This window comes from Streptomyces sp. L7, assembly GCF_050990935.1.
Lineage (GTDB): Bacteria > Actinomycetota > Actinomycetes > Actinomycetales > Microbacteriaceae > Leifsonia.
Genome location: NZ_CP194644.1, coordinates 2,667,090 through 2,692,497, shown reverse-complemented (window position 1 = coordinate 2,692,497; position 25,408 = coordinate 2,667,090). Strand labels below are relative to the sequence as shown.

At 70.8% G+C, this 25,408-nt stretch carries 25 protein-coding genes and 1 pseudogene; 10 read left to right on the top strand and 16 right to left on the bottom strand.

The genetic code is table 11. The annotated features are described in order from the left end of the window. Positions 1 to 5: 5 nt before the first annotated feature. Positions 6 to 1,487 (bottom strand): PQQ-binding-like beta-propeller repeat protein, encoded by a 1,482-nt coding sequence (locus ACR5MH_RS13445; protein WP_431347659.1) that lies wholly within the window; start codon positions 1,485 to 1,487, stop codon positions 6 to 8. Between the two features lie 54 nt (positions 1,488 to 1,541). Here ACR5MH_RS13445 and ACR5MH_RS13440 point away from each other — a divergent pair, with 54 nt between their 5' ends. Both ACR5MH_RS13440 and ACR5MH_RS13435 read left to right on the top strand, forming a co-directional pair. Next, entirely contained in the window at positions 1,542 to 2,183 is a 642-nt protein-coding gene (locus ACR5MH_RS13440) for an NADPH-dependent F420 reductase (protein WP_431347658.1), read from the top strand. A 322-nt stretch (positions 2,184 to 2,505) separates the two neighbouring features. Then, positions 2,506 to 4,659 carry an alpha-amylase family glycosyl hydrolase gene (locus ACR5MH_RS13435; protein WP_433861843.1) on the top strand — a complete coding sequence of 718 codons (2,154 nt, stop codon included), beginning with the start codon at positions 2,506 to 2,508 and terminating at the stop codon, positions 4,657 to 4,659. A gap of 31 nt (positions 4,660 to 4,690) precedes the next feature. Here ACR5MH_RS13435 and ACR5MH_RS13430 read toward each other — a convergent pair whose 3' ends face one another. The 3 genes from ACR5MH_RS13430 to ACR5MH_RS13420 all read right to left on the bottom strand — a co-directional run bounded on the left by ACR5MH_RS13430 (position 4,691) and on the right by ACR5MH_RS13420 (position 6,993). Then, positions 4,691 to 5,176, bottom strand: a complete 486-nt coding sequence (locus ACR5MH_RS13430) for an FBP domain-containing protein (protein ID WP_431347657.1) — start codon at positions 5,174 to 5,176, stop codon at positions 4,691 to 4,693. 288 nt (positions 5,177 to 5,464) lie between these two features. Further along, a complete protein-coding gene (locus tag ACR5MH_RS13425) occupies positions 5,465 to 5,890 on the bottom strand; it encodes a hypothetical protein (protein ID WP_431347656.1) in 426 nt (141 codons plus the stop codon). A gap of 164 nt (positions 5,891 to 6,054) precedes the next feature. Further along, positions 6,055 to 6,993 (bottom strand): carbohydrate kinase family protein, encoded by a 939-nt coding sequence (locus tag ACR5MH_RS13420; protein ID WP_431347655.1) that lies wholly within the window; start codon positions 6,991 to 6,993, stop codon positions 6,055 to 6,057. Positions 6,994 to 7,219: 226 nt separating this feature from the next. Between ACR5MH_RS13420 and ACR5MH_RS13415 the strand changes: the two genes are divergently transcribed. Next, entirely contained in the window at positions 7,220 to 8,632 is a 1,413-nt protein-coding gene (locus ACR5MH_RS13415) for a glycoside hydrolase family 32 protein (protein WP_433861842.1), read from the top strand. Next, positions 8,629 to 9,771, top strand: a complete 1,143-nt coding sequence (locus tag ACR5MH_RS13410; protein ID WP_433861841.1) for a glycoside hydrolase family 32 protein — start codon at positions 8,629 to 8,631, stop codon at positions 9,769 to 9,771. Before ACR5MH_RS13415 ends, ACR5MH_RS13410 begins: the two co-directional genes overlap by 4 nt. A gap of 68 nt (positions 9,772 to 9,839) precedes the next feature. Here ACR5MH_RS13410 and tatC read toward each other — a convergent pair whose 3' ends face one another. The 5 genes from tatC to ACR5MH_RS13385 form a co-directional block, all read right to left on the bottom strand. Further along, on the bottom strand, positions 9,840 to 10,589 hold the full coding sequence (tatC, locus tag ACR5MH_RS13405; RefSeq protein WP_431347652.1) for a twin-arginine translocase subunit TatC: 750 nt from the start codon (positions 10,587 to 10,589) through the stop codon (positions 9,840 to 9,842). Beyond that, on the bottom strand, positions 10,586 to 10,885 hold the full coding sequence (locus tag ACR5MH_RS13400) for a Sec-independent protein translocase TatB (protein ID WP_431347651.1): 300 nt from the start codon (positions 10,883 to 10,885) through the stop codon (positions 10,586 to 10,588). Before ACR5MH_RS13400 ends, tatC begins: the two co-directional genes overlap by 4 nt. 10 nt (positions 10,886 to 10,895) lie before the next feature. Further along, positions 10,896 to 11,108 carry a twin-arginine translocase TatA/TatE family subunit gene (tatA, locus tag ACR5MH_RS13395; protein WP_431347650.1) on the bottom strand — a complete coding sequence of 71 codons (213 nt, stop codon included), beginning with the start codon at positions 11,106 to 11,108 and terminating at the stop codon, positions 10,896 to 10,898. A gap of 94 nt (positions 11,109 to 11,202) precedes the next feature. Next, entirely contained in the window at positions 11,203 to 12,714 is a 1,512-nt protein-coding gene (locus ACR5MH_RS13390) for a GH32 C-terminal domain-containing protein (protein WP_431347649.1), read from the bottom strand. Continuing rightward, entirely contained in the window at positions 12,657 to 13,700 is a 1,044-nt protein-coding gene (locus ACR5MH_RS13385; RefSeq protein WP_431347648.1) for a LacI family DNA-binding transcriptional regulator, read from the bottom strand. The genes ACR5MH_RS13390 and ACR5MH_RS13385 overlap by 58 nt, the downstream gene beginning before the upstream one ends. A 148-nt stretch (positions 13,701 to 13,848) precedes the next feature. Between ACR5MH_RS13385 and ACR5MH_RS13380 the strand changes: the two genes are divergently transcribed. Genes ACR5MH_RS13380 through ACR5MH_RS13360 form a run of 5 tightly spaced genes read left to right on the top strand, consistent with a single transcriptional unit; the run spans position 13,849 to position 20,114 of the window. After that, entirely contained in the window at positions 13,849 to 15,255 is a 1,407-nt protein-coding gene (locus tag ACR5MH_RS13380; protein ID WP_431347647.1) for an ABC transporter substrate-binding protein, read from the top strand. Then, complete coding sequence (locus ACR5MH_RS13375) at positions 15,255 to 16,214, top strand: carbohydrate ABC transporter permease (protein ID WP_431347646.1); 960 nt, start codon at positions 15,255 to 15,257, stop codon at positions 16,212 to 16,214. Before ACR5MH_RS13380 ends, ACR5MH_RS13375 begins: the two co-directional genes overlap by 1 nt. Then, complete coding sequence (locus ACR5MH_RS13370; RefSeq protein WP_431347645.1) at positions 16,211 to 17,086, top strand: carbohydrate ABC transporter permease; 876 nt, start codon at positions 16,211 to 16,213, stop codon at positions 17,084 to 17,086. Before ACR5MH_RS13375 ends, ACR5MH_RS13370 begins: the two co-directional genes overlap by 4 nt. Positions 17,087 to 17,135: 49 nt before the next feature. Beyond that, a complete protein-coding gene (locus ACR5MH_RS13365; RefSeq protein WP_431347644.1) occupies positions 17,136 to 18,500 on the top strand; it encodes a glycoside hydrolase family 32 protein in 1,365 nt (454 codons plus the stop codon). 54 nt (positions 18,501 to 18,554) lie between these two features. Continuing rightward, positions 18,555 to 20,114 (top strand): phospholipase D family protein, encoded by a 1,560-nt coding sequence (locus ACR5MH_RS13360; RefSeq protein WP_431347643.1) that lies wholly within the window; start codon positions 18,555 to 18,557, stop codon positions 20,112 to 20,114. A gap of 34 nt (positions 20,115 to 20,148) precedes the next feature. Here the strand turns inward: ACR5MH_RS13360 and ACR5MH_RS13355 are convergent, their stop codons facing one another. The 3 genes and pseudogenes from ACR5MH_RS13355 to ACR5MH_RS13345 all read right to left on the bottom strand — a co-directional run bounded on the left by ACR5MH_RS13355 (position 20,149) and on the right by ACR5MH_RS13345 (position 21,757). Continuing rightward, on the bottom strand, positions 20,149 to 20,655 hold the full coding sequence (locus tag ACR5MH_RS13355; protein WP_431347642.1) for a DUF1206 domain-containing protein: 507 nt from the start codon (positions 20,653 to 20,655) through the stop codon (positions 20,149 to 20,151). Positions 20,656 to 20,825: 170 nt separating this feature from the next. Beyond that, positions 20,826 to 20,951, bottom strand: a pseudogene (locus tag ACR5MH_RS13350) (hypothetical protein); the annotation flags it as partial. A 23-nt stretch (positions 20,952 to 20,974) separates the two neighbouring features. Further along, positions 20,975 to 21,757, bottom strand: coding sequence for a phosphatase PAP2 family protein (locus tag ACR5MH_RS13345; protein WP_431347641.1), 783 nt, complete (start codon positions 21,755 to 21,757; stop codon positions 20,975 to 20,977). Between the two features lie 166 nt (positions 21,758 to 21,923). On the opposite strand from ACR5MH_RS13345, the gene ACR5MH_RS13340 reads away from it, so the two are divergent. Further along, on the top strand, positions 21,924 to 22,484 hold the full coding sequence (locus tag ACR5MH_RS13340; RefSeq protein WP_431347640.1) for a GNAT family N-acetyltransferase: 561 nt from the start codon (positions 21,924 to 21,926) through the stop codon (positions 22,482 to 22,484). A gap of 26 nt (positions 22,485 to 22,510) precedes the next feature. Here ACR5MH_RS13340 and ACR5MH_RS13335 read toward each other — a convergent pair whose 3' ends face one another. The 4 genes from ACR5MH_RS13335 to ACR5MH_RS13320 all read right to left on the bottom strand — a co-directional run bounded on the left by ACR5MH_RS13335 (position 22,511) and on the right by ACR5MH_RS13320 (position 25,408). Beyond that, positions 22,511 to 23,242 carry a hypothetical protein gene (locus ACR5MH_RS13335; RefSeq protein WP_431347639.1) on the bottom strand — a complete coding sequence of 244 codons (732 nt, stop codon included), beginning with the start codon at positions 23,240 to 23,242 and terminating at the stop codon, positions 22,511 to 22,513. A 109-nt stretch (positions 23,243 to 23,351) separates the two neighbouring features. Beyond that, a complete protein-coding gene (locus ACR5MH_RS13330) occupies positions 23,352 to 24,038 on the bottom strand; it encodes an SDR family oxidoreductase (protein ID WP_431347638.1) in 687 nt (228 codons plus the stop codon). A gap of 39 nt (positions 24,039 to 24,077) precedes the next feature. After that, on the bottom strand, positions 24,078 to 24,731 hold the full coding sequence (locus ACR5MH_RS13325) for a GntR family transcriptional regulator (RefSeq protein WP_431347637.1): 654 nt from the start codon (positions 24,729 to 24,731) through the stop codon (positions 24,078 to 24,080). Next, on the bottom strand, positions 24,731 to 25,408 hold the full coding sequence (locus tag ACR5MH_RS13320) for a GntR family transcriptional regulator (protein ID WP_431347636.1): 678 nt from the start codon (positions 25,406 to 25,408) through the stop codon (positions 24,731 to 24,733). Before ACR5MH_RS13320 ends, ACR5MH_RS13325 begins: the two co-directional genes overlap by 1 nt.

Sequence of the window (25,408 nt, the reverse complement as noted above, 5' to 3'; positions counted from 1 at the left end):
GACACTCACCCGCCCCCGCGGAACGCGACCACCCCCGAGTCCGTCCCCACCAGTAGCATCCCGAGCCCTGTGCTCGGGCTCACGAAGTGCGGCACCGAGTCGCCCACAGGCCGCTGCTGCATCACTGCGCCGCTCGCCGCGTCGAACTGGCTGACCGTCCCGCCCGGGTATTGGACCGCCCACACCGTCCCTCCGACGATGATCGGGGCCCCGTTCGCGCCCGGGAGGCGCCGGCCACGCTGACCGGCGGTCAGGTCCACAGTCTGGATGCCCCCTCCGCTGCACGGGACGAAGAGCCGGTTCGTCGTCTGGTCGTACGCTGCGCCGCCGTCGGGGTCGCTGCCGCAGATCCCGCTGATGCTCGCCGCCTCGGACAGGTCCGACTGGCGCAGGAGGAAACCGACATCGGTCTTCCCGGCGACGAACAGGAGGCCTCCGGGGAGTAGCACCGGGTTGCCCGTCCCCAGGTCGTCGTCGCCGCCCGCGCCCTGGTCCGTGAACGCGGCGAGCGGCTTCAGGTCGGGCGACAGCTTGAGCACGCTCTCCGCGTACTGGATGGGGTCGGGCCCGCTGCCCGGCGGGTCGGGGTTGGAGTTGCCTGTCGACACGTACAGGTCGCCGGCCGCGTCGACCGCGGGCGCGCCGCCGCCCTGCCAGATCGCGCCGCCCTGGCCATCCGCTGCCGCCTCGAAGGATACGAGGCCGGGCGCGCCCGTCTCGTTCACCGCGACGACCCAGCCGTGGTACGCGCCGCAGTCGCCGTAGTTGCCGCCGTAGGCGATGTAGACGCGGCCGTTCGCCACAGCGAGTGACGCCCGCTGGAGGAGGTGGACCGGGTCCTCGCCGGAGGGGAGCGGCGGGTCGACGTTCTCGGAGAGCACCAGCTGCCCCGTGGCGACGCTGAAGCCCTCGAGCTGGTGATGAACCGCGCCTCCGCCGGTGCTCACCTCGCCCACGACGTACAGGGTCCCGGTGGCGGCGTCCACGGCAGGCGTGCTGGTGACGCCGAGCGGGTCGATGTCCCCGCAGCCGGCGACCGAGCCGACGTCCGTCAGCGGTGCGCCCAGGGAGGCCGACCAGACGACCTTCCCGCCGGCGGGGTCGAGCGCGACCACCCGGTTCGTCTCGGTCGCCGCGATCACCCGGCCGCCCGCGACGACGGGCTGGCCGAACACCGCGCTGCCGAGGTCGGCCGACCAGGCGCGGGTGAGCGAGGCGAGCGATGCCCCGGCGGCGACCGCCCCGGTGCGCGCAGGACCGGCGTGGTACGAGGACCAGGACGTGACGCCGGGCAGCGGCACGGCGACCGGCGTCGACGATCCCGACGGCGTCGGGCGGGAGGGCGACGGCGTGCCCGACGCGCGGGAGGCCGTCGGCGACGGGGTCCCGGAGGCGGCGCATCCCGCGAGCAGCAGCAGGCCGCCCAGCGCGGCCGCTCCGAGGCGGGCGCGCGTGCGGCCTGCGGATCCCCGCGTCGCGCGGTGCATGGCGACAGCGTATGCCTCGTGGAATTCTCCCGGGCCGCTTCTGTTGCACCCAGCATGACGAACGTAGGAATCATCGGAGCAGGCCACATCGGCCAGGCACTCGCCCGCACTTTCATCCAGCACGGCTACACGGTCACGATCGCGAACTCGCGCGGGCCGGAGACGCTCGCGGAGCTGGTCGCCGAGCTGGGCCCGTCGGCCACGGCGGCGACGGCGGCGGAAGCCGGAGCGGCGGGCGATTTCGTGGTGGTGACCGTCCCGCTGCGCAGCTATCGGGACATCCCCGTCGAGCCGCTGGCAGGCAAGGTCGTGATCGACACGAACAACTACTACTTCGAGCGGGACGGCCACATCGCCGAGCTCGACGACGGGACCGCGACCACCTCGGGACTCCTGCAGGCGCACCTCCCGGAGTCGCGCGTGGCCAAGGGCTTCAACCACATCGGTGCGCGGGACATCGCGACCACTGGGTCGCCGGCGGGCACCGAGAACCGTCGCGCCCTCGCCACGGCGAGCGACTACGAGGACGCCGCGGCGCTGGTGACCTCGATCTACGACGAGTTCGGCTTCGACACGGTCAACCTCGGCCCGCTCTCGGAGAGCTGGCGCGTGGAGCGCGATCGTCCCGCCTATGTGGTGCGGCAGAACCGCGAGGAGCTGGAGGCCAACGCGGCCAAGGCGCCGCGCACGGTCTGAGGCCGGAGCGCCCCCTTCACCGCGCGCCGTCGCGCGCCGAAAATCTCTTGGTCGATCGGATGCCGCGCCCTACGGTGGGTCACGTGAGCATCGGAAGCAGCACGATCGAGGGCGAACGTCGCGATTTCGAGCGCAGGCTCGCGGTGGAGGGGAGCGCCTGCGCCGCCTCCTCGGCGCGATCTACGGCGGCCATCCGGGACTGTCGGCGGCGCTCGCGAGCACCCTGGAGCTCGTTGACACGTCCTGGCGGGAACGCTCCGCCGCGCTCAAGGACCTCGATCGCCGGCGCTCGGAGCGGCCGGACTGGTTCCAGTCCAACGCGATGCTCGGCGGCGTCTGCTACGCCGACCTCTACGCGGGCGGCGTCTCGGGCCTCCCGGAGCGGATCCCCTACTTCCGGGAACTCGGCCTGAACTACCTGCACGTGATGCCGCCGTTCCGCACTCCGGAGGGCAACTCGGACGGCGGCTACGCGGTCTCCAGCTACCGGGACCTGAACCCGCGGCTCGGCACCATCGACGACCTCCGGGCGCTGGGGGAGGCGCTGCGCGCGAACGGCATCTCGCTCGCCGTCGACTTCGTCTTCAACCACACCGCGAGCGACCACGAGTGGGCGCGGCGTGCGGCCGCGGGCGACCCGGTCTACCGGGGCTTCTACTGGATGTTCGACTCGCGCGAGCAGCCGGACCGGTTCGAGGAGACGACGCGGGAGATCTTCCCGGACGATCACCCGGGGTCCTTCGTGCAGCTCGCGGACGGCACCTGGGTCTGGGCGTCGTTCCACTCGTTCCAATGGGACCTCAACTACTCCAACCCGGCCGTGTTCCGGGCGATGGCGGGTGAGATGCTCTTCCTCGCCAATCTCGGAGTGGAGGTGCTGCGGATGGACGCCGTCCCCTTCATCTGGAAGCAGCTCGGCACCTCCAGCGAGAACCTCCCCCAGGCGCACCTGCTGCTGCAGGCCTTCAACGCCGTCTGCCGCATCGCCGCGCCGGCGATGGTCTTCCTCTCGGAGGCCATCGTGCACCCGGACGACGTGCTGTCGTACGTGCGCCCGGACGAGTGCCAGCTCAGCTACAACCCGCTGCAGATGGCCCTGACCTGGGAGGCGATGGCGACCCGCGACGTGCGGTTGCTCCAGAGCGCGCTGGCCGACCGCCACCGGACGCCGGCCGGGACCGCCTGGGTCAACTACGTGCGGAGCCATGACGATATCGGCTGGACGTTCGCGGACGAGGACGCCGTCCGGTTCGGCATCGACCCGTACCTCCACCGCCGCTTTCTCAACGACTACTACACCGGCCGCTTCGAGGGCAGCTTCGCGCGGGGCGTCGCGTTCCAGTACAACCCGAAGACGGGCGACAGCCGGGTCGCCGGGACGACCGCCTCGCTGGCCGGCTGCGAGTCGAGCGACGCGGGCGGACCGGGCCGGGTGCTGCTCGCGTACTCCCTGGCACTGTCGACAGGTGGCATCCCGCTGATCTACCTGGGCGACGAGGTCGGCCAGCTCAACGATTACGGGCAGCTCGAGGTCGAGGGGCGCGCGGACGACTCCCGGTGGGTCGGCAGGCCGGCGCATCCGTCGCGGCTGTATGAGGAGCGGACGGATGCGACGACGCCGGCCGGCGGCCTCTTCGCGCGGATGCGATGGCTCATCGAGCTCCGCCGGCGCAACAGCCAGTTCGGCGGCGGCGAGCTCGTCGCGCTGGACACCGGGAATCCGCGGGTCCTCGGGTATCTCCGGCCCGGGGAGGAAGAGCGTCCGCTCCTTGTGCTGGCGAACTTCGGCGACTACCCGGAGCGCGTCGAGGCGTGGGCGCTCGCCGGACGGGCTGCGCTGTGGACGGATCTGGTGACCGGTGAAGGCCACGACCTCCGGGAGGGCGTAGCGCTCGCCGGGCACGGGTTCGTGTGGCTGGTGCCGGAGGGGTGCCGCCGGCGGAGTGAGCAGTCGGCTCCGGAGCCGTCACCCGACCGCCGTCCGGATCCGCACCTCGCGCTCCATCCGCTTCTCGTGCCGCGCCCGCCCCTTGAGCGCTTCTGTCTCGCGGGTCTTCGGCGGCGCGTTGGTGACGAGCTGATCGAGCATGCGGCGGGTGGCCTCTGCGACCTCGTCGATCGCCTGGTCGAACGCGGCGGCGTTCGCTCGGGAGGGGCGCGTCGAGCCGCTGACCTTGCGGACGAACTGGAGGGCGGCCTCCCTGACCTCATCGTCCGTCGTGGGCGGCTCGAAGTTGTGGAGGCAGCGGATGTTCCGGCACATGCCGCGACGATACCGCCATTCAATCCCGGGCGCTCTGCGTCTTCTCAGGTTGAATGGCGGAAGATTTCCCGGTCACCCCCACAGCACGATAGGAACCACCCTATGAGCTCGCTCCGCGATCACATCGAGCGCACCCTTCCGGAGACCGACCTCGGCGTCGCCGAGGCCGACGGCCTCACGAACACCGGCGCCATCACGCTTCCACAGCACTGACGGGCGTTCGCGAGGCCGCGGCCTCCGCGCGTCAGCCCTCGGCGACGCGGCGGAGGAACGTCGTGACGTGCTCCCGCAGTGCGTCCATCCGCTGGAGGCGGGCGGCCTCCACGTCGAAGCCGACGTAGGCGAGCGGCGGCCGCTTGCGGACGTTCGCCGAGCACTCGAAGCCGGCGCAGACGAGGGTGCCCAGCGTGTTGCCGTTGCGGCCCGCCGCGCCCGCGCGCTTCGCGATGAAGAAGACGACCTCGTTGGGCAGGTGCACGTCCTCGCACCACGAGCACTGCGGCCGGCTGCGGACGCCGCCGTCGGCCTTCCGCAGCAGGACGCCGACGAGTTCGCCGTCGACCTCAGCGACCACAGCGCCCAGGTTCGGGTTCTTGCGGTCGCGCCAGCCGAGGTAGTCGAGGTCGTCCCAGCGCGTGTTCGCCAGGTCGGGGAGGGTGAGCTCCTTGCGCTCGCGCTGGGAGGCGTTGACGAAGGAGGAGCGGAGCTGCTGCTCGTTCAGGGGAAGCATGGATGGAGGTCCTGTCTGTTCTGCGGACCGCGGGACGCCGAGGCGTGGCCGGGTCCGGTGCGATGGGGCTCGCAGGGCCTCCGAACGGGAAGCGGCGGCGCGGCAAGGCGCACGAATGCGAGCGGGAGCGCGCGAAGAGGGCGCGCAGGATCACGGGAAGAGAGGCAGGGCTATCTCACGCCGGCGAGGAGAACGCCGACGACCTCCAGACGCCCGACGGGCTGAGACGAGATGAGCAGATCCACCCGGGTAGTCTACGACACGCCCGGGCGGCGGCGCCGTCGACAGCTACGCCCGCGACGCGTTCCCGATCCCGTACGACGCGAAGAACGTCCCGCCGTACAGGGCCGCTGCGGCCAGGAACCCGACCGCCATCACGTAGGACGCCCATTCGCTGCCGCTGGCCATCGTGCCGACGCCCGCCAGGAACGTGATCACGATGACGACGAGCCCCCAGAGCGCCAGGCGCCGGCCGACACCGGCCCTGCGGGCGGCGACGAGCAGCCGGATACTGACCACGACCAGGCCGATCGCGACCAGGATGTGCAGAATGACGATGATCGTGTCCACGACGATCGCGAAGGTGCCCTTCGGCTCGCCGATGAGGTTTGCCGCCATCCCGAGCAGGAACTGGAGGGCCAGCGCGGACAGCGCCTCCCGCGAGCGACGGCGCAGGCTGTCGGTCGGGCTCGGAGCTGCAGAGGGTGCGGACATGGTGCTCCTTCGGCTCAGGGGATCTGCGTTCTGGCCATTCTGCTCCCACGACCGGCCCACGGGATAGCCGACGCTCGAAGGCGGGGGCGTCAGTCGTCTGCGACAGATCCCTCGGGTCCCAGCCGGGAGCGACGGCTCCGGCCCGCTGCCAGCGGTCGCTCGCGTCAGTCCAGCTCGGCCGACCGCGGCGGCTCCGCGCCCGCTCGGGAGACCGTGATCGCCGCGGCCCGGGCGGCGAACGCGCCGGCCTCCGCGAGCTCGGCCGCGCTGCGCGGCCGGCGGCGCAGGTCGCCCGTCAGAAGCCAGGCGAGCAGTGCGGCCATGTAGCTGTCGCCGGCGCCCACCGTATCCGCGACGTCCACGTGGATCGGGTCGACCTCCACCTGGGTGTCGCCCGAGACGAGGAGGGAGCCTGCCGATCCTCGAGTGACCGCGACGATCGCGCCGTGGGAGGCGAGGGCCACGGCCGTGTCGGCGTCGGAGCGCCCGGGGTAGAGGAAGCGGGCGTCCTCGTCGCTGAGCTTGACGAGGTCGGCGCGCGCAGCCAGCCGCTCGAAACGCTCGCGTGCGGCACGCGGTTCCCCGACCAGGTCGGCACGGATGTTCGGGTCCACGCTGACGGTCACATCGGCGGTGGCGGTCATCACGAGGTGCTCGATCCGGTCGGCGCCGGGAGCCAGGAACGCCGAGATCGAACCGACGTGGATGTGGCGCACCGCCGGGAGCTCGACCGTCTCGGCCAACGTCCACGCGATGTCGAAGGCGTACCGTGCCGAGCCGTCGGGCTGGATGGTGGCCACGGCGCTCGACGTCGCCGGCAGCAGCCAGGACTCCGGCAGGATGTCGACCCCGTCGCGGGCGAGCCGGGCGGCGATCGCGGCGCCGCGCGCGTCGCGGCCGAGCGCGGTCAGGAACGCGGTGGGCACTCCGAGGCGCGCCAGGCCGAGCGCGACGTTCGCGGGGGAGCCGCCCGGGTGCTCCCGGGTCGCGTCGCCGGACCGGATGACGTCGATGAGGGCCTCGCCGGCGACCAGGACGGCTGCGGCGGGAGCGGGTGCGCCGGGAGCGGGTGTGCCCGGGGTGTCGGCGGTCGACGATGCCATGCTGCGATCTCCTTCATGCGCGTTCGGGAGCGGACCGCGCCGCCGTGGGGTTGACCTGCGCGGCGGAGCGATCCAGACTACGTACTGATCACTTTAACCAATACGTATTGATACGTCGAGCCAATCTTTTCGACCGCGACCAATACGTATTGGTTCGTGAATCGAACCGACACCCCGCGGCGAGCACCGCCTCCCGCGAACGCCTTCAGAGAGGAAGGTCACCCTCATGTTCCGATTCCCGCACCCTCCGCGCGCGCTCCTGCGGCAGCGTCCCGGCCGACCCAGGGGTCGCGTCGCGGCCGTCGTCGCTGCGGCAGCCGCCGCAAGCCTCGCACTGGCCGGGCTCGCCCCCGCCGTGAGCCCCGCGGCGGCCACCCCGGCACCGACCCCATCCACCACCTACGGCGAGCCCTACCGCCCCCAGTTCCACTACTCCCTGCCGACAGGCTGGATCGGCGACCCCAACGGCCTGGTCTACAAGGACGGCCTGTACTACCTGTTCAGCTACGGCACCTGGCGCGGCGCCGTGAGCAAGGACCTGGTGCACTGGACGAACATCGACGTGAAGGGCCCGGCGCCCGACCCGGGCGCGGGCGCGTTCTTCTCCGGCAGCGCCGTGGTCGACACGCAGAACACCAGCGGGTTCGGCACCGCGAAGAACCCGCCGATGGTCGCGGTCTACACCAGCGTCCAGGCGGGCACGAACGTGGAGTCGCAGGACATCGCCTACAGCGTTGACGACGGCCGCACCTGGACGCGGTACGCAGGCGACCCCGTCATCGACCTCCACTCGGTCAACTTCCGCGACCCGAAAGTGTTCTGGTACGCGCCGAAGCACGAGTGGATGATGGCCGTCGCGCTGAGCGACCAGTACAAGGTGGCCTTCTACACGTCGCCCGACCTCAAGACGTGGACGCAGGCGGGCGCCTTCGGGCCGGCCGGCGCGACCACGGGGGTGTGGGAGATGCCCGACCTCTATCCGCTCCCGGTCGACGGCGACGCGAAGACGCAGAAGTGGGTGCTGAGCGTGAGCGTCGGGAGCACCGGCGTGCAGTACTTCGTCGGCGCGTTCGACGGCGCAACGTTCGTCCCGGACGGGCCCGCGACGTACACGCCGCCGGCGGGGACGCCGCTCGACACGTTCGACTCCGGCGGCTACGGGGCCTGGACCACCGCCGGGACGGCCTTCGGCGCAGCCCCGGCGTCCGGCGCCCTTCCGGACCAGCAACCGGTCACCGGCTACCCGGGCAGCCACTTCGTGGACAGCTTCACCGGCGGCGACGCCGCCACCGGGACGCTGACCTCCCCGGGGTTCACCATCGACAAGAGCCGGCTCAACTTCCTCGTCGGCGGGGGCGACAACCCGTACGCCGCCGGAGCGGTGCCCTTCGGGACCCTGCCGCAGGGCACCGTGCTCACCGACTTCTCCGGCTCCTCGTACGACCCCGGCTGGACGACGACCGGCGCGTTCGTCGGCACCGGGCCCAGCCACGAGACGCTGGGGAACCAGGTGAGCTCGGGCGTGCTCGACACCTGGGGGCCGAACGGCGATCCGGGGGAGGGCACGATCACCTCGCCGACCTTCACGGTGACCTCCCCTATATCGACCTCCAGGTCGCGGGCGGCACGCATCCGATGAGCCAGCCGAACCCGACCGCGGTGAACCTCGTCATCGGCGGCACGGTGGTCGCGACCGCGACCGGCAACAACTCCGGGTCGCTGGCATGGACGACGTGGGACACCTCCGCGTACCGGGGTCAGCAGGCGCAGCTCCAGGTGGTCGACCAGAACGACGGCTCCACCGGCTGGGGCCACCTCATGGTCGGCGACATCGTGCTCGCGAACGAGAAGGCGCCGGTCTGGGACACGCAGACCTCCGTCGATCTCGTCGTGGATGGCCAGGTGGTCCGCTCGGCCACCGGGAAGAACAGCGAGAGCCTCGACTGGGCGTCGTGGAATGTCGCTGACCTGCAGGGCAAGCAGGCCAGCATCCGGATCGTCGACAACGCGACGGGAGGCTGGGGCCACATCCTGGCCGACGACTTCAGTCTCGCGGACCAGCCGGCCCTGAACCAGCTCCAGCGCGCCTCCTGGATCGACTACGGTTCGGACTTCTACGCCGAGAACACCTGGAACGACGCTCCGGGAGGCCAGCGCGTCGACATCGCCTGGATGAACAACTGGGCGTACGCGGCCAACGTGCCGACCTCGCCGTGGCAGGGCGCCGAGTCCATCCCGCGCACGGAGTCCCTGCGGACGATCGGCGGGAAGGTCCGGCTCGTCCAGACTCCGGTGGAGGCGCTCGCGAACCTGCGCACCGGGCCGGTCACGACCGTGCGGAAGCAGGCGGTCACGGGCACGAAGCCGATCGCGGTGTCCGGCGCAGAGCTGGACGTGGAGGCGCGCCTGACGGCGGGAACGGCGTCCGCCTTCGGCCTGAACGTGCGGACCGGAGGCGGGCAGTACACGCAGATCGGCTACGACACCACGACCGGCGAGTTGTACGTCGACCGCACGCACTCCGGCGACACGGGCTTCAACGCCGCGTTCCCTGGGCGCGCCACCGCGCCGGTGGCGCTGGACAGCGCGGGCGGCATCGGGCTGCGCATCCTGATCGACGCCTCGTCCGTCGAGGTCTTCACGGCGGACGGCACCCGGGTGATCACCGAGCAGATCTTCCCGGATGCGGCGAGCACGGGCGTCAGCGCCTTCGCCACCGGCGGCACCGCGGGGATCGACTCGATGCAGGCCTGGCATGTGAAGTCGATCTGGAACTGATCCCCGCACAGAGAAGCTCCCCCGTCCGGAAGACCGGGCGGGGAGCTTCTCTGCGTGGACGCTGCCGGTCAGGCCGGCACGCGCGACGCCCTCCGATCGTGCAGCGCCGCGACGAACCACGCCAGGTAGTACAGCGCGATCAGCGGCCCGGCGAGGAGCAGCATCGAGATCACGTCGGCGGACGGCGTCACGATGGCCGTGAAGCCGAGGATGACGAGGAAGGCGATCCGCCAGCTCCTGAGGATGGACTGCGCAGACAGGATGCCGAGGAGGTTGAGCAGGACCAGGAAGACCGGGGACACGAAGGCGAATCCGGCGGCGACGACGAGTTTCAGCACGAACTGGAAGTAGTCGTTGGCCTGGATGAACGAGGACGACCCGTCGGCGGCGAACCCCGTCAGGAGCAGCACGATGTGCGGCACGATCAGCCAGCCGGCGACGCAGCCGCCGAGGAACAGCGGCACCGCGGTGAAGAAGAAGCCGAACCCGTAGCGGAGCTCTTTCCGGCTCAGGGCGGGCACCAGGTACGCCCACACCTGGTAGAGCCAGATCGGGCTGGAGGCCACCAGCCCGATCGCGAAGGCGGCCTGCATCCGGAGGTCGAAGGCTCCCGTGATGGTGTCGAAGTTGAGCGCCGCGAGCCGGTGCTGGGAGGCCGCCGCCTGCGCGATCGGCGCACGGAGCGCCGCGAGCAGGAGGGGCGAGACGAACCAGCCGCCGACGGTGCCGGCCAGCAGGGCTGCGGCGGAGCGCACCGCGCGCCGGCGCAGCTCGGACACGTGCGCGGCGAGCGTCATCCGGGCGCCGCGCCTGGTCACGGTGACTCCTGGCGGGTGCCCTCGAGCGCCGAGGCGGCGGTCTCGACGGACGCCGGCTCCGCGAGCAGTGCCTCGCGGATGATCCGCCGCGGGTCGTATTGGCGCGGGTCGAACGAGCGCCAGTCGACGTCGACCGAGTCCCCGACCTCCTCTCGCACTGCGCGCTGGGCGTCGTCGGCGAGCGTGCGCAGCTTGCGGACGGCCAGCGCGAGCTTCGACGCGTAGGCCGGGAGGCGGGTCGGCCCGATCAGGAACGCCGCGATCACGCCGAGCACGAGCAGTTTCTCGAAGCTCATGACGGCACGCTCAGCCGCGCGTGGTGATCCCGTCGGAGCCCGCGACGCCCTCCGGCTGCTTCGCGGGCGCGTCCGAGTCCGAGAGGTCGTGGACCTCCTTGCGGAAGATCCGGATGGACTGTCCGAGGCCCTTCGAGAGGGCGGGCAGTCGCGTGGCGCCGAACAACAGCAGCACCACCGCGAGGATCACGAGCAAGTGCCAGCCACCCAGGTTCGCGAACATGGTCATCTCCTTTGATTCACGTAGCTAATTCGTATAGATAATTCGTATTGGTAGGGTAAGCAGCGCCTCCCCGGATGTCAAGCGAGGTCCTCCGCTACGAACGGGTCCGGGCCTCCAGGCGCACCAGTTCGAACTCCCCGTCGGTCGCGAAGACGCCGACGTGCCCCGAGGTCAGGTCGTAGACGCGCGTGCTGAGCGCTACGCGGTCGTCCACCACCGCGACGCACAGGTCGCCGTCGAGCTGGACCTCCAGCGTGTGCCGTCCCGGCCGCAGCGGCACGGGCCGCTCCAGCTCGACGGCGTGCGGGACGTCCCCGCGGATCTGCCACTGCTCGCCGCCGGTGGTCCCGCGGGGCCACCGGTCGAAGACCAGCCGGTCGCGCTGCGGCTCGAGGCGGAGCACGTACGCCTGCTCACCGTCGTCGGAGGCTCGGAGCAGGAGGCCGCACGCCTGCGTGCCCGGCGCGATGTCGAACTCCGCCACCAGCAGCGTCTCGGACGAGAGCCGCGGACCGAGCCACGCGGCGTAGCGGTCGATCGCGCCGGCACCGGGGGCCGCGTCGGTGCCGTCCAAGGCCGTCAGGTCGCCGCGCAGGTCGCGCACGGAGTCGTAGAGCGCGGAGACCGCGCGGGGGAGCCCGAACGACAGCGATCCGTCGGCCTCCTGGCCGGCACGCAGCACCGCCATCGTGCCGGCCCACTGCCAGGCGCCGGCGTCGCTCTCGCCCTCCTTGCTCGCGATCCAGCCGATGAAATGCCGCTCGCCGTCGAGCTCGACGGTCTTGGAGGCGTAGAAGGCGCGGCCGTCGACGGTGTCGCGTTCGGGCGCCCGCCACGGGCCTTCGGGGGAGTCGGCGACGCGGTAGCGGGTCTGGAAGGAGTCGGAGAACTCCGAGTAGACGAGGTACCAGTGGTCGCCCCACGGGAAGACGTCCGGGCACTCCTGGGCGATGAACCGGCGCGGGTCCCAGAGCGGCTCGGCGTCGCGCCAGTGCACGAGGTCGTCCGAGACCAGCCGCGCGACGAGGCCGGAGCGCCGGTACGGGGCGTCCTGCCGGCGCGCGGCCAGCAGCATCTGCCACGGCTCGCCGGGTGCGGTGCGGAAGACGAACGGGTCGCGCCAGTCCTCCGGCGCGTACCCGTCGAGGGCGCCGAAAGTCCACTCGGGATGCCGTTCCCACACGGCGGGATCGCCGCCCGAGGTGGCGTGGCAGACGACCTGCGCGTCACCGTCCGCGGTGCGGATGCGCGGGTTGTGGCCGGTGTAGAAGAGATGGAGGAGGCCGTCGTCGTCCGTGACGACGCTGCCGGTGTAGCAGTCGAAGTCCTCGGCCGCTGGTCCGCCCGAGGGCAGCACCGCACCGCGGTCCGCGAAGGTTGCGAAGTCGCGGGTCGTGACCGCCGCCCACGGCATCCCCTCGTCGCGGTCGACCGGCCGGCGCGGGTCGCGGGTGTCGAGGAGATAGTAGAGCCAGACCGTGCCGTCCTTCTCGAACGGGATGACATCGCCGACGAACCCGCCCGGCGGCCGGAAGTGGGTGGTCGACCTCACCGCGCCGACGCCGTCCGCGGCGCGGCGAGCGAGGCGCGCTCGATGTACTGACACGGGACGAGGGTGCGCCCCTGCGGTTCGTCGTCCGCGATCAGAAGGCTGCCCGCCGTCATCCCCATCTGGAGGTGCGGGAGTGCGACGGTCGCAAGCGGCGGGTGCAGCTCGGCGGCGAGCTCGGGCTGGTCGTCGAAGCCGACGATGCTGATGTCCCGCGGGCACTCCAGCCCGGCGGAGTGCGAGGCGAGCAGGGCTCCGACCGCCATCCGGTCGTTGCCGCACACGAGCGCCGTCGGCGTCGCTTCCTGCAGGACGCGCGCAGCGAGGTCGTAGCCGGAGGACACGTGGTACGTCCCGTACTCGCGCCGGATCGACGCGGGGTCGATCCCGGCGGCGACGGCCGCGTCGACGAGGCCGCGCTCGCGCTCCTGGCACGCGTAGTCGGACGCCGGTCCGCCGAGGAAGACGACGTCGCGGTGGCCCGCGGCGAAGGTCGCCGCCGCGACATCCCGGCCGCCCTGGTACTCGTCGGCGAGCACCAGCGCAGCGTCGGGCAGGTTCTCCGGCCAGCAGTTGACGAAGATCGTCCGGATGTCCTCCCCGACGTCCACCGCCTTCACCGGCTCGGGACCGGGCGCGGCGTAGACCAGGCCGGCGACGCCCTGGCGGACCAGGTTCTCGACGGCCGCCTTGCCGTTGTCCGGCGTCTCGGAGATCTCGACGACGAACGACACGTAGCCCGCGGGCTGGACCGCCTGCTGCACACCGAGCACGATCTGACCGGCGTAGGGCTGCGAGACGACACGGTCCGCGATCACCCCGATGGTGAACGGCCGGTTGGAGCGCAGCGACTGCGCGGCGCGGTTGGGCTGGAAGCGCAGCTCCTTCGCCGCCTGGAGGATGCGCGCCCGCGTCTCCGGCGCCACCGAGATGTCGCGCCGGTCGTTGAGCACGAAGGACACCGTCGGCTGCGACACCCCAGCGCGTTTCGCGACGTCCTTCATGGTGACGCGCTTCGGCGCCCTGTTGTCGTTTCCAGCCATGATGCGATCCTCCCGCAACGATCATGCCACAGAAGCCAATACGTATTTGCAATTGCGATGCCGGCGAGTTATGCTCGGAACCCCAATACGTATTAGTCGGGTTGCGGCACCCCCGCCGCATCCCAGACGCTCAGAGAGGAGCGCACGGATGACCAACACATTCGGACCGGCCATTGACCGTCGCACGTTGCTCAAGCTCGGCGGGGCCGGGCTGGCATTGACGGGACTGGCCTCGCTGGCTGCGTGCTCCACCGCAGGCGCGGGTGGCGGCACGAACGCATCGGGCACCATCAAGATGCTGTACTTCGGCGACCAGAAGGCGGCCACGGCACTGCAAAACACACTGCAGCCGCAGATCAAGAAGCTCGACAAGAACGCCACGCTCCAGGTGACCGCGATCAACGGCACCGACTGGAACGACTTCCTCGCGAAGGTGCTCACCCAGATCGCGGCCGGGGCCGCCCCCGACCTGGTGAGCGTCGCGACCGAGGGCCTGCAGCTCATGGCCTCCAAGGACCTCCTGATCCCGCTGGACAGCTACGTCACCAAGGACCTGTCGTCCCTGCAGACCTACTTCGACCAGATCCACCCGGCGCTGGTCGAGTCGATGATGTACCAGGGCCACCTGTACGAGCTGCCCGACAGCTTCAACGCCGGCAGCATGTTCTACAGCACGGACCTCTTCCAGAGGGCCGGGCTCTCCCGGCCCTCCGACAACTGGACGATGGACGAGTTCCACACCTACGCGACCAAGATCAACGGTCTCGGCGGCGACGTCAACGCCTTCGACTGGGTGGTGCGCCTCTGGGGGAGCTGGACCTCGTTCCTCTACGCCAACAACGGCAACCTGCTCGAGGAGGGCAAGTACTCCGGCGGCGACTGGCTGTGGAGCAAGGCCTTCGCCAACAACCCGGTCGGCGTGCACGGCCGCAAGGGCGGCTGGAAGTGGGGCACGCCGACGGCCAACTCGGAGGCCGCGATCGAGGCGCTCGAGTACGTGGTCGACCTCCAGCGCTCCGGCCTCTCGCCGTCGCCCGACGTCGGCGGCGGCTCGACCCTGCAGGGGCTGTTCTCCACCGGCCGGATCGGAATGACCATCGGCGGCGGGTTCTGGGCAGGCGGCCTGCACAACGCGGGCATGGCCGACGGCAGCTTCGACGTGCAGCGCTTCCCGACCTGGAAGAGCAACAAGTCGCTCTTCGGCGCCGGCGGGTACGGAATCTTCAACTCGTCGAAGAACAAGGACCTGGCCTGGGAAGTCGTGAAGATGATGGTGGAGCCCTCCACCTTCGACATCATGTTCCCGGGCAACGTCACAACGCCGGGCCGCAAGCAGCTGCTGACGGCCGACCGGTACAAGACGACCGGACCCGAGCACTGGTCCGTGTTCTACGACCAGCTCGAGGGCTCGGTGCCGATCTCGGCGCCGCCGTACTACAACGCCCTCGCCACCTCGCTGAACCAGCGGACCACGCAGGCCATCTCGTCGGGCAACGCCAAGGCGGCGCTCGACGGCATGCAGTCCGACTTCGAGAAGGCTGCGCAGGCGTCCTGATGGCTGTCCAGACCCAGGAGCGCCCGCGCGTGAATGGGGCGACCTCTCCTCGCCGTGCCGTCCGTCGCCCCGGTGTGCGACGGGCGGCCCGGCGGGAGGGCGCGTTCGGCTATTCGATGATCGGGCTCGCGGTGGCGTTCGTCGCCGTGTTCACGTTCATCCCGATCCTCGCCTCCCTCGGGCTCTCGTTCTTCTCGTGGGACGTCATCTCGCCTCCCAAGTTCGTCGGCGTCGCCAACTTCACGCGGCTGTTCTCCGACGGCTCGACCCTCGCGTCGTTCGGCGTGACCATCGTGATGGCCATCGGCATCGTGGTACTGCAGATCTCTGTGGGGCTGCTGCTCGCGGTGCTCGTCAACAGCCGCAAGCGGAAGTCCACCAAGGTGTTCTTCCGCACCGCGTTCTACCTGCCGCTGCTGGCCTCCACCGCCGCCGTGTCGATCTTCATGGGCTACCTGTTCGACGCGAAGTTCGGGCTGGTCAACTACTACCTGACGCAGCTCGGGCTGCCCCCGGTGCCGTGGCTGACCAACCCGGTCGCAGCGCAGATCACGATCATCCTGATCGTGGTGTGGCAGCAGGTCGGCTTCACCTTCGTGCTGTTCGTCGCGGCGCTCACCTCGGTGCCGCAGGAGGTTCAGGAGGCCGCCGCGATCGACGGCGCCGGGGCATGGCGCACGCTGCTGCGGATCAAGATCCCGCTGATCAGCCCGACCATCCTGTTCGCCACCGTCGTGGCGATGATCAACGCCATGCAGCTTTTCGACCAGCCCTTCATCATGACGAAGGGCGGCCCGGGAACCGCCACGACCACCGCGACGATCGCGATGTACCAGACCGGCTTCCAGAACCTGCAGTTCGGCTACGCGTCGGCGATCGCGATCCTGCTGCTCGTGATCATCCTCGCGCTGACCGGCATCCAATTCCTCGCCGCCCGAAAGCTGGTGTTCTACCAATGACCACAGATGTCGCTCCGAGCACGACGGTCGTGCTCGGCCGCCGCCGCCGGCCGATCGTCAAGGTCGGCAGCATCGTCGGCATGGTGCTGCTCGTCCTCGCCGCGGTGTTCGCGCTCGGCCCGTTGCTCTGGACGCTGACCACCTCGCTGCGCACACCGGCGGAGGCGTTCACCAACCCGCCGCAGTGGATCCCGACCAGCCCCGACTTCAGCAACTACGCCGCGGTGTTCAACCAGATCCCGATCGGGCAGTTCTTCCTCAACAGCGTCATCGTGACCGTGCTCATCGTGGTGGGCCAGACGATCACCTGCACGCTCTCCGGCTACGCCTTCGCGATGGTGTCGTTCCCGGGCAAGAACACGATCTTCGGGATCTTCCTGGCCACCATGATGGTGCCGTTGCAGACGATCATCATCCCGGTCTTCGTCATCGTGAAGACCATGGGGATCAGCGACTCGCTCGCCTCGCTCATCATCCCTGCGCTCGGGAGCGCGTTCGGCACCTTCCTGATGCGGCAGTACTTCATGCAGATGCCGCGGGAGCTCGGCGAGGCCGCGCGCATCGACGGCGCGACGCACTGGGGCGTGTTCCGGCACGTCTACGCGCGGATGGCCTCGCCGGCGATCGCGACCCTGGCGATCCTGAACTTCTCAGGGTTCTGGGCCGAGTTCTACCGGCCGCTGATCTTCATCCAGTCGCAGAGCAACTTCACGCTGCCGCTCGGCCTCGTCGGCCTCCAGGGCAACCTGGGCACCGGGTCGATCTCGGTGGTCCTGGCCGGCGTCATCCTGGCGATGATCCCCAGCGTGCTGCTGTTCATCTTCGCCCAGCGCTACTTCATCGAGGGCGTCACCGCCGGCTCGTTCCGCTGAGCGTTCCCCATCCTGGCCGCGCGGCCGCTTCGAAAGAGAGACCTGTTTCATGCACGACCACCACCTCCCGCAGTTCCATGTGCGCCTTCCGCGCGGCTACGTCAACGACCCGAACGGCCCGGTCGAGCTGGGCGGCACGACGCACCTGTACTTCCAGTCGCGCTCGCACGCCGAGCTGGCCGTCCCCGTCGAGTGGGGGCACGCCACGACCGAGGACCTCGTGCACTGGACGCTGCACCGGCCGGCGATGAGCCCGGTGCCGGGGGGCCTCGACTCGGGCGGGTGCTGGTCGGGGAACACGGTGGTCGACGGCGACCGCGTGCGGGCCTTCTACTCCGGCAAGGTGGACGACAGCCCCTACCAGTCGATCCTGACGACGGTGTCCGACGAGGACGGCACGAACTTCGGGGAGCCGACCCAGGTCGTGGCCGACCCCGCTCCCGCGGAGGGGGTCACCATGTTCCGCGACCCGTTCGTCTGGCGCGACGCCTCCCGCTGGCACATGGTGGTCGGCGCGGCGCTCCCCGACGAGACGGCGGCCATGCGGCTGTACGGCTCGGCTGACGGCGCGGAATGGGACTACGTGGGCGAGCTCTCCCGCCTGCAGCGCGCGGTCGTGGGCGGCGTCGACACCGGTGAGGGCTGGGAGTGCCCGCAGCTCATCACGGCCGACGGACGCGAGGTGGCGATCGTGTCGTCCTGGTCGCACGCGGGCGGCCCCGGTGTCGTGCTGGCGTTCCCGGTCGACTCGGCTCCCGTCCCGCGGCGCGTGGACGACGGGCACCACTTCTACGCCGCGTCGGTGATGCGCGAGGGATCGTACGGGCATGTGCTGTTCGGCTGGATCACGGAGGGCCGCGAGGACGCGCGCTGGCAGGAGGCCGGCTGGGCCGGCGCCATCTCACTGCCACGGCGCGCGTGGCTCGACGGCGACGCCCTCCGCACCGCGCCGCATCCCGCGGTCGAGGCGCTGCGCGACGGGCCGTCGCGACCGGCGGACGGTGCGACGATCGGCGCGCAGGCGGAGCTCGTCGTCCCCGCCGTCTCCGGCAGGGTCCGGCTCCGGTTCGGCGCGGACGAGTTCCTGGACCTCGCTCTGGACCTGGAGGCCGGGACGCTGACGCTCGACCGGAGCGCCGCGAGCACCGCGCCGGGCGTCGAGACCGACGGCGCGACGGTGGCACAGGCGTTCGGCGACCGCGTCGAGTGGGCCGCCCGCGTCTTCCTCGACGGCTCGGTCGTTGAGGTCTTCACCAGCGCCGGCCGCTCGATCACCACCCGCGTCTATCCGACGACGCCGCCCCCGTGGCGCGTCGAGGCGCCGCGGGGGACCGTCGTCTGGGATGTCGCCCCCGCGATCGCAGCGGTCACCGAAACCCGGGCGGCGGCGAAGGTGTCCCTTGCCGTGACCTGAGACCGGCAGACGGTCGACCCGTCGAGGCGGCGTCTCGGGCGTAGAGTGCGTGGCGTGCCGAGTGATGCCTCCGAATGGTTCTTGAGCCGGGCCGAGCGGGGCAACCCGGCGTCCGCTGTGCAGGCGGGTCCCTCCGGATCCGCGTCGTGGTCGGAGGGGAACCTGGTCCGGCCGCTCGTCCACGGTGCCAACTATTTCGCGCGGCTGCACGAGGAGCTGTCGGCGCTGGAGCCGGGCGACCGGGTGTTCTTCACCGACTGGCGTGGCGACAAGGATGAGCTGCTCCTGCCGGGCGGACCGACGATCGGGGAGCTGCTGGCCGACATCGCGCGCGCGGGCGTGGAGGTGCGCGGCCTCGTGTGGCGTTCCCACGGCGAACGCATCCAGGGGCGGATGAGCGGACTGTCGAACGCGCTGCTGGGCCGGGAGATCAACGACGCCGGCGGCGAGGTCCTCCTGGACCAGCGGGTGCGGGCCTTCGGGTCGCACCATCAGAAGCTCTTCGTGATCCGGCACACGCGGGACGCGTCGCGGGACGTCGCGTTCGTCGGCGGGATCGACCTCTGCCACAGCCGCCGGGACGATGCCGAGCACGCGGGGGATCCGCAAGCGCTGGAGATCGACCCGCGTTACGGCGAGCGACCGCCCTGGCACGACGCCGCCCTCGAACTGCGCGGACCCGTGGTCGGCGACCTGCTGGACACGTTCTCCGAGCGCTGGAACGACCCGCACCCGCTGGATCATCGCAACCCGTACCGGATGCTCGTGCAGCGTCTCGCCGACATGCCCCGGCACCCGAAACCACTCCCCGAGGCGGCCCCTCCACCCCCGGTTGCGGGAACGCACGCCGTGCAGGTGCTGAGGACGTACGCACCGAAGCGTCCGCCGTTCCCGTTCGCTCCGCACGGGGAGCGCAGCATCGCGCGCGCCTACCTCAAAGCCTTCGCGCGCGCACGCTCCTTCATCTACATCGAGGACCAGTACCTGTGGTCGAGGGAGGTCGTGGCCGGGATCGCGAAGGCCCTGAGGTCGAACCCGGAACTGCGGGTGATCGTCGTGCTGCCGCGCTATCCGGACGACGACCGCGGGATCGCGGGGCCGCCCGGCCGACTCGGCCAGCATCGGGCCGTCTCGCTGCTCCGCCGTGCGGCTCCCGGCCGGGTCGGCGTCTTCGACCTCGAGAACGACGCCGGCACTCCGATCTACGTGCACGCGAAGATCTGCATCGTGGACGACACCTGGATGACGTGCGGCTCCGACAACTTCAACCTGCGTTCCTGGACCTCCGACAGCGAGCTCACCTGCGCCGTCGTCGGAGGGGACATCGCACGCGACCTCCGCGCGCGGCTGTGGGCCGAGCACCTCGGTCTGGACCCCGATGACCCGCGGATCCGTGACGCCACCGACGCGCTGGCGCTCTGGACGGAGAGGAGCGACGCGCTCGACGCCTGGCACCGGTCCGGTCGGCGATCGTCCCGGCCGCGCGGCCAGGCCCGACGTCACCGCATCGAACCGGTGACGTGGGTGCAGCGTGTCTGGGCGGAACCGCTGTACCGGGTCGTCGTGGATCCCGACTCGCGGCCGCGCAGGCTGCGGCGCACCGGCCGGTTCTAGAGCTCGTGTCCGGCGTTCCTCCCGGGTTCACCCCTCAAAGGATCGCCAGCTTCGCGCGGAATCCGCAGTACACGCCGTAGGCGATGAGGCCGACTCCGATGACGATCAGGATCACCGTGCCGAAGGGCAGCACGGCGAGGGTCTTCAGCGCCCCGTCGAGGCCGGTCGCCTTGTTCGGGTCGAAGGTCAACGCTGCGACGCCGAACAGCACGCCGACCACGGCGATGGCAACGCCCTTCGCGATGTAGCCGAAGACGCCGAGGGCCTTGGCGGTGTCGCCGAGCGGGCCGGGCGGGGTGCGGATGGTCTTGAGGAAGGAGCGCGTCGCGCCGCGGACGATGAAGCCGACGCCGATCGCGAGGATGCCGAGGCCGACAACGACGAGGAGGAAGACTCCTCCGGGTGCGGCGAGCAGGTTCGCGGTGAAGCTCTTCGACGACGCGACGGAGTTCGTCCCGCTCCGCGCGCGAAACTGAACGCGGTCACGGCGACGAACAGGTAGCCGGCCGCCTTCCCCAGTTCGCCCAGCCGGTGAAGCCACGTTCGCTTCGGGTCCGGCCCGGGTATCAGGAAGGCGTGCAGGATCTGCCAGGCCCCCAACGCCACGAGTGCGATCACGATGATCCACAGCAGGACGAGGCCCGCCGGATTGCCGGCGAAGCCGCTCAGCGCGCCGGACTGGTCGGCTTCGCCTCCGCGGCCGATCGCGACGCCGATCGCGATCGCGCCGATGAGGGCGTGGACCAATCCGTTGACGGCGTATCCGATTCGCGCGGCGAGCTGGAGAGCCGGATTGTCCTCCGCCTTGCTCGCCTGCCGCTCAACTGCTCCAGTCATTTTCGTCCAGTCTCCTCGTGGTGTCAGGTTCCGTCGGTCTGGAGCTTCGAGTACTCGCCGGTGATGGGCTCACCCGGCACTCGCACCGTTCTCCAGGTGTCCACGGCGATCACGATCCCGAGGACGATCAGTGAGAGGGAGACGGAGGCGAGAGTGTCCGTCAGCCAGTGGTAGCCGAGGTAGATCCGGCTGACGATCTGGGCCGCGATTCCGACGGCCGCGATGGCGAAGCCGATGATCGCCCACCACGGGTTCGTTTTGCGCGACGCGATCAGGAAGGCGGTGAGCAGGAGGAAGTCCGCGGTCCCGAGAACATGACCGGACGGAAAGCCGAAACTCGGGTCGGGGCCGAAGAGCATCAGCCGGATGGGAGGCCGTGGCCGTTCGACGACGGAGGGCACGACCAGGGCGACGATCAGTCCGAGCAGCATCCCTGCGACGAGCATGATCGGTCGCCAGAAGTGTCGCGCCGTGAGGAACCAGATCGCGATCACGAGGAAGACGATGATCGGAAGAGCGATCGGCCCGAAGGCGATGGCGAGCGAGATCGCGACGGCGGTGTCGGGCGCCGAGCGCTGCGTGTTGATCCAGAGCTCGACGGACCTGTCCAGTTCGGACAGCCCCTCGTGCGTGAGCACGCCGATGAGGAGCACGGTGAAGCACACCGCGCCGACCACGATGAGACTCGCTGCGACCAGGATCAGCCGCCTGCGGATGGCCGGAGAGACGTAGCGTTCCTCGACGATGAGCTTCTGATGCCACGTTCGTCCGTCGGGTGACCTTCGCGTGGGTGTCGCTGTTGACATGGACTCCTCGGGCTCAGTCCGGTTGGAAGGTGCCAGACACGGTACGCGCGTCCTGCCGCCGCGCAAGGTCCACGGCCGGGCGCACCGGGCCGACCGCGACACCATGTTCGCCTTCCCGCGCGTCGACAACGCCGCCTCGAACGCGCGCTCCCGGTAGCGTGGCCTCATGTTCTCGAAGACCCTCGCCTCCGGCGCGCGACTCCGCCCACTCGAGCCCTGGATGGCGGAGGAGTTCGCCGCGCACCTCGACCGTGCCCGGGAGCACATCCGGCCGTGGGTGGGGCCGTCGTTCGTCACCGAGGACGTCGCCGGCGCCCGCGCCACGCTCGGCCGGTACGCGGAGCGCGCGGCCAGAGAGGGCGCGGGCATCTACGGTCTCTGGGCGGACGGCACGCTGGTCGGCGGCGTCATGTTCGTGGAATTCGTGCCGGCGACCGGCGGCTTCGAGGTGGGCTGCTGGCTGGAACCGGACGCTGAGGGCCACGGCCACATCACGAGCGCCGTCCGCGAACTGCTCGCCTACGCGTTCGACGAGCGCGGCATGCACCGGGCCGAGTGGCGCTGCCGGAGCGACAACGACCGCAGCTCGGCCGTCGCGCGTCGCCTGGGCATGACCCTCGAGGGTGTGCTCCGGGAGGCGTGGCCGGTGGGCGGCGTCTTCCACGACAAGCAGCTCTGGTCGCTGCTCGCCTCCGAGTGGGAGGTAGCCCGCGCGGTCGAGGTGTGACGGCTGCGGTCAGCAACACTTCACCGCTACTTCTTCACCGCCTCCCGCACCGCCTTCGCGTCCGCCTGCGCCTTCTTCACGGCCGCGCGCGCCGACGTGAGCGACGACTTCGCCGACGACAGCGCCGAGTGGTTGGAGTCGTAGGAGGCCGGGGTCACGCCGAGGGCCGCCGCTGCGACTCCACTCGCGTCGTGGGACGCGGTGGAGAGCTGCGCGCTCAGGTCGGTGAGGTCGGACTGGAGCGCGGAGGTCGACGTGGCCTTGTCCTTGCCCGAGAGCAGGGCGGCGAGGGCGGACTGCTCCTTGGCCAGCTTGGGGATGGTGGTGCCGGTGAGGCGATCGGCGTCCGACGCGAGGCGCGCCTGGGGAAGGGCGACGGCGAACACACGGTAGGAGTCGTGGACCTTCGTGAGGTCGGCGGCCGCCTGGGTGGCCGTGGTGTCGGCCGCGATGGCCGAGGCCGAGGACTTCATGCCGGCGAGGTCGGTGTTGAGGGTCGCGAGGATCGTGGACTTGTCGCTGGAGGTCAGAGACGTGTCGGCGTCGACCTTCGCGATCGCCGCGGTGAGCTTGGTCTCGCGGTCGCTGGTCGCCTTCGCGCCGGCGGCCTGGAGTTGCGCGAGTGTCTTGGGGGCGTGCGATGCGGATGCGGTCGGGGTCGGCGTCGGGGTGTCGGCGAAGGCCGGGCCGCCGATGAGCGCCGCGCACGCGATTCCCGCGGTCGCCGCCGTCATGATGCCGATGGATCGTCTGGACATGGTTCTCCCGTTCAGAGGTAAGCGGCCGGGGGATTTCCGGCTGACTTCAGCCTCGTCGGGGAATGTTCGGGGATCGTAAAGTCGGGGTTCGGAATCGGTACGGCGGGGTTCAGCGCCGCCGCACCGGACGCACGGTCAGCGCCTCGACCATCCCCGTGTTCGGCAGATCGACGGCGACGCGCACGGTCGCCGCGACCATCTCCGGTGTGATCGTGTAGGCGGCGTCGTATTCGTGCCCTTCGCGGGCGACGAGCGCGCGCTGCATGTCGGTGTCGACGCGGCCGGGGTGGATGCTGGTGACGCGGACACCGTTCGGGCGCTCCTCCTCCCGCAGCGCGTCGGTGAGCGCGCGGAGGGCGAACTTGGAGCCGGAGTAGACGCCGCCGCCCGCGCCGCTGCTCAGTCCGGATCCGCTGTTGATGGCGACGACCAGCCCGCCGGTCGCTCGCAGCGCCGGGAGGGTCGCCCGCAGCAGCGCTGCGACCGCGAACACGTTGACCTCGAACACATGCCGCCAGGTCGCGTCGTCCGTGTCGGCGATCGTGCCGCCGTCCTCCACGCCGGCGGACAGCACGAGCACGTCGAGCCGGTGCGGGATATCCGGGAGGGTGTCCCCGGTCAGGTCCGCGACGAACGGCTCGGCCGACGGCAGTTCCGCCACGACGGCCGCGACGCCCGCGGCATCCCGTCCGCCGACCAGGATGTGGTGGGTGCCGCCCAGCTCGGCGGCGATCGCCCGGCCGATGCCGCGCGACGCTCCGGTGATCAGGGCGAGAGGACGGGAGTTCTGAGCCATGCCCCGAGCCTAAGCCGCGGGAGGCGCGAGGAGCGCACGCTAGCCGCGCTCGCTCCCCAGCCGGAAGATCCGCTTCGTCACGTCGATGACCCGCTCGTCGTCCCCGTCCAGCAGCGCCGCCGACAGGTCCGTGTAGTCCTGCGCCAGCTCGCCCAGGTCTGCGTCGAGCGCGCGGTGGGTCACGGTGACGTGATAGCTCAGCGACGGCCCCGTCTGCGCGACGACCTCGATGAAGACCGGGTTCGGGCACGCCCGCACGATCGATCCGAAATAGGCCTCGGCAGCCTTGGTGATCGAGGGGATGTCGCCGCGCCGGTGCTGCGCCGTCACGTCCCGGGCCAGCGCGGCGAGGCGCGTCCGATCCTCCGCGATCAGGTGCGGGAGGGTCAGGATGGTCGCGCCGGTCACGAGCACGCCGATCGTCTGGAGGGTGTCGAGCGCCTCCTCCGGGCGCGGCGCGATGACGGCGGAGTGCGACTGCGGCGCCGTGTCCACCAGGCCTTCCAGGCTGAGCGTGTGCAGCGCCTGCCGGATCGGTGTGCCGGAGACGCCGAGCCAGCCGCGCAGCTCGGCCTCGTCCAGGCGTTCGCCGGGCAGGAGCACGCCGGAGAGGATGGCCTCTTTGAGCTGCGCGTAGACGCGTTCGCGGACGAGTTCGCGTGGGCCGGCGGTGCTGTCGCGGGGGATCGGCATCAGGCGCGTCCCTCGCCGGGGGCCGGCCGCAGGGGATCGATGCGGAAGACCTCCCGCGTCGCCGCAGCCACCCCTCGGGTGTCCGCGGCCGCGAGCGCGGACCGCAGCGCGGCGTACGACTGCGCGGCCTCCATCCAGTCGATCCCGAGAGCGCGGTACGCGACCCCGACATAGTACGCGCGGGCCGCGAGCGTCCGCTCGCCCAGCCGGAGCAGCACACGGTTCGGGCACAGCGCCATCAGGCGCCCGTGGTACTGCCGGGACGCCGCCATCGAGCTGTCCAGGTCGGCGGCCTGCAGCGCGGCGATCAAGCGGTCGAGATCCCCGACGAGCGCGTCCCGGTCGGCGTCGGACAGTCCGCTCAGCGTGAGGTCCTGGACGCCCAGGACGAACACTCCGATGGTCTGCAGGTGCGGCACGGCGTCCTCCGCCCGGGGCTCCACCACGCGGGTGTACGACTGGGCGGCGGTCTCCACGAAGCCCTCGACCGTCAACGCGTGGAGGGCCTGCCGGATGGGCGTCTTCGACATCCCGAGCCAGGCCTGCAGCTCGGCGTCGTCCAGGTGCTCGCCGGGACGGATCGTCCCGTCGAGGATCGCCGTCTTCAGCGACTCGTACGCGCGATCGCGCGCCAGCACACGCACCTGCCGGTTCTCCGACACCCCCGGGACGGGCAT